Genomic DNA, 2784 nt, shown 5'->3' with positions numbered 1-2784 from the left:
CTTGCCCAGATGGAGCGTGAGCTTTTGATAGAGCGCACCAGGGCGGGTCTTGCCGCGGCAAAGAAGAGAGGCCGCGTGGGAGGAAGAAAGCGGCTTATGACCGCAAGCAAGGTGGAAGCGGCGAAAAAGCTCATGAGCGAGGGTATGCCGCCCCGGGAGATTGCCCAGAATCTCGGCGTCTCTGTTCCCACATTGTATCGGTGGTGCCCGGCATCATAGAGAGCATCGAGTATCTAATCAATACCGTATTCAATACCCAATCAATACCTTATTCAATACCTGCGCTGATTTTATAAACCACGGATCTGCCCTTTCCTTCTCTGATTAAGATTTCTTTCTTAACCAAATCAGTCAATTCCAAATAGGCAGTTTTATCTGAAATGCCATTCAATTCCATATATATCCTTTTGCTGATTGACGGCTTTTCCCTTAAATAGCTCATCGCCTTTTCTTGTCTTTCGCCTAAGTCTATCTCTATCCCGGTCTCTTCTTTTTCCTTTCTTATAACCTTACTCAAATCTGCAGCATACACAAGGGTGAATACTCCTCCGGGAGCTTCCTTATATTCAGGGAGCGGCGGCTTAAGAGGATGTTTCTCGAATTGCTCTTTTATAAGATGCATCCCATCACCATAAGCTTCTACATATCCATAACCATAAAGAGCTTTCATAATATCAGGGTTGCGGTGAAAGGGTCCGACACTATAGATTGTCTCTGGAGTTATTGGTTCTACAAAACTCCCCGGGCTCCATACCTGAATATGATTAGTAAAGCATTTGATGATGATCCTGGAACCCCTTATCTGATACTCTCTATGAGCAATGGCATTGATAATTATCTCTCGTAAGGCGGGAAGAGAGTAATCGGGAATATCTTCTCTTCTGCCTTTTAATCGCGGCTCTCCCCGGATAGAAGCAACCTGGATGTGGTCAGAAACGCTATCAATGATTTTCTCAATAATCTGAGGTAACGTTCCAGTAAATTCTTTTGAACGGTAGTCTTTGGTAATTTCTTCTCCTGAATATCTTACAACCGGGACTTCACTTTGAGGGAGAAATCGTTGAGGATCCCTGCCAAAAATGAGTATGCCGGCCACTGTCGGCTTATAATCCTCTCCTACTTTTACAATACTTCCCAAGGCGTTCAAAAGCTCCAAATCAGGTTGGGCAAGCTTTTTATCGCGCCTTTCTCCGTAGGCTTCCCGATATTCTTTCAGAAGCTCGAAGTCAATGTCCTTGAGTGTCGCTTCTTCTACAACAGTCGCTTCGTATCTTAACCGCCCCCGCTTGCTGGATAGGTTGACGATTTCACTTTGAGAAGCGGGAATGTTTTCTGATCCCCGCCGCAGAAGGACTTTACCTGTGGTGGTAAATAACGCCGTTGGCTGATATGGCACGGTTACCACAAAAACCAGGCTATTTTGGATAATTACTTCCTCTACGGAAATATTCACCGCCGGTTCAGCGCAAGGGAGATTGGCTGCCCGATGAATGGTATTTATTACTTCTTCCTTTTTCTTTATACCTGATACGTGTCTTGTTTTTTCATTTACCCCGATGATAACTTTGCCGCCATTAGTATTGGCAAAGGCAATCAACGTTTCCGCCAGGCCTGATGGCCTGACTGCTGCATCTTTTAGTTCCAGGCTCTGGGATTCCCCATGGGCAATGAGATCTAAAATTTCTTGTTCTGTCATAACAGACCTCATTATATATCACTCATCGAAATAGGGCAAGGCTGTGTTGCGTTTTGCCCAACTCTGCGATCCTGGCTCGGAGGAGCAGAAGGTTGCTCATCTTTATACCCCAGGAAATTTCTATGCCGTCACTCATCATCATTCTCAGGGGCCGAATCAGTGATTTTCTCCAGGACATCCATTATGTGCTCTATGGCTTCTTGAAGAGGGAAGAGCTCATCCTGTATCTCATTCGCCAAGTCCCATATAGTTTCTCCACCGGAAGTAATTTTCTCATCCATCACCATTTCATGGAGCTTCATGAGTTTCTCGCGAATTTCAGGAGGTCTATTGATTTCCCTGTCTTCAACTATACCCCGAATTTCATCAAGGCTGGAGACGGCCTCAAGGATCTCCATAGAGGAAAACTCTTCCATGAGTTCTTCAAATGCTTTTTTCTTCGATTTCATCGCGTGTCTCCCTTCCTGCCTCTCCCCGTACATTGCTTGTTTCTTGCCGGTCGAGCAGATTCCTGCCCCTTTGGTCGCCATTGCGCTGCCCTGGAGGAGCGCCGACTCCCCGGACAGGAGTTCTCAAAACTCATATCTGTGGGAGCAGATCGCGAAATTGCTTTCAAGAATAGATTTCGATAACGCGGGAACCCATTGAAACGGTAAATTCTGCCCCCGGGAAAATCTCTTCTCACAAACGAGGGTTTGTGAGAAAGAAAAATTTCTGCGGTAAATGGCTACTGGGTAACAATTCCATGGTCAGCCCTCGGTTTTAATGGACTCCAAGATGTCACCTTTCGCCGATTCTGGTATAATAAGTACAGAGGACATTTTGAAGCGCTGCTGTTCTGAATTGTAGATTTCACTTTCTAACGGACCCGGCTTTTACTATAGTGAAGCCGGACAATAAGGAGGGGTTATGGCAAGTAAGTCAGTCTTCGCGTTGTTTCTCTGGGTGTTTGCCGTTATTTTTTGTGCCTTTCCGGTGTATGGAGATGATTACCTCATATATCCCACGCTGCCGGGTACCAATTGCCGGGACTATTCAAAGCCGGCCTGCCGCAGGGAGAATAATAACATTTATCCTACGCTTCCGGG

Annotated in this window: 3 protein-coding genes; 1 reads left to right on the top strand and 2 read right to left on the bottom strand. The window is 45.9% G+C overall.

Annotated features, from left to right (window positions below; genetic code table 11):
- The coding region (locus RDU59_12930; protein MDQ7839384.1) for a helix-turn-helix domain-containing protein at positions 1–219 on the top strand (219 nt) is incomplete at its 5' end.
- Positions 220–268: 49 nt separating this feature from the next.
- Here RDU59_12930 and RDU59_12925 read toward each other — a convergent pair.
- The gene (locus tag RDU59_12925) at positions 269–1696 is read right to left on the bottom strand and encodes a putative DNA binding domain-containing protein (protein ID MDQ7839383.1); all 1428 of its coding nucleotides are present in this window, start codon (positions 1694–1696) and stop codon (positions 269–271) included.
- Between the two features lie 128 nt (positions 1697–1824).
- Entirely contained in the window at positions 1825–2226 is a 402-nt protein-coding gene (locus tag RDU59_12920; GenBank protein ID MDQ7839382.1) for a hypothetical protein, read from the bottom strand.
- Positions 2227–2784 lie beyond the last annotated feature (558 nt).

The sequence above is a fragment of the Thermodesulfobacteriota bacterium genome (assembly GCA_031082315.1).
Taxonomy (GTDB): Bacteria; Desulfobacterota; QYQD01; order QYQD01; family QYQD01; genus QYQD01.
The sequence above is the reverse complement of the archived record's forward strand: the minus strand, read 5'-3'. Positions and strand labels throughout refer to the sequence as shown.

Coding starts and splice junctions, on each gene's coding strand:
- RDU59_12920 (MDQ7839382.1), bottom strand. CDS start 2,226: ATGGCGACCAAAGGGGCAGGAATCTGCTCGACCGGCAAGAAACAAGCA.
- RDU59_12925 (MDQ7839383.1), bottom strand. CDS start 1,696: ATGACAGAACAAGAAATTTTAGATCTCATTGCCCATGGGGAATCCCAG.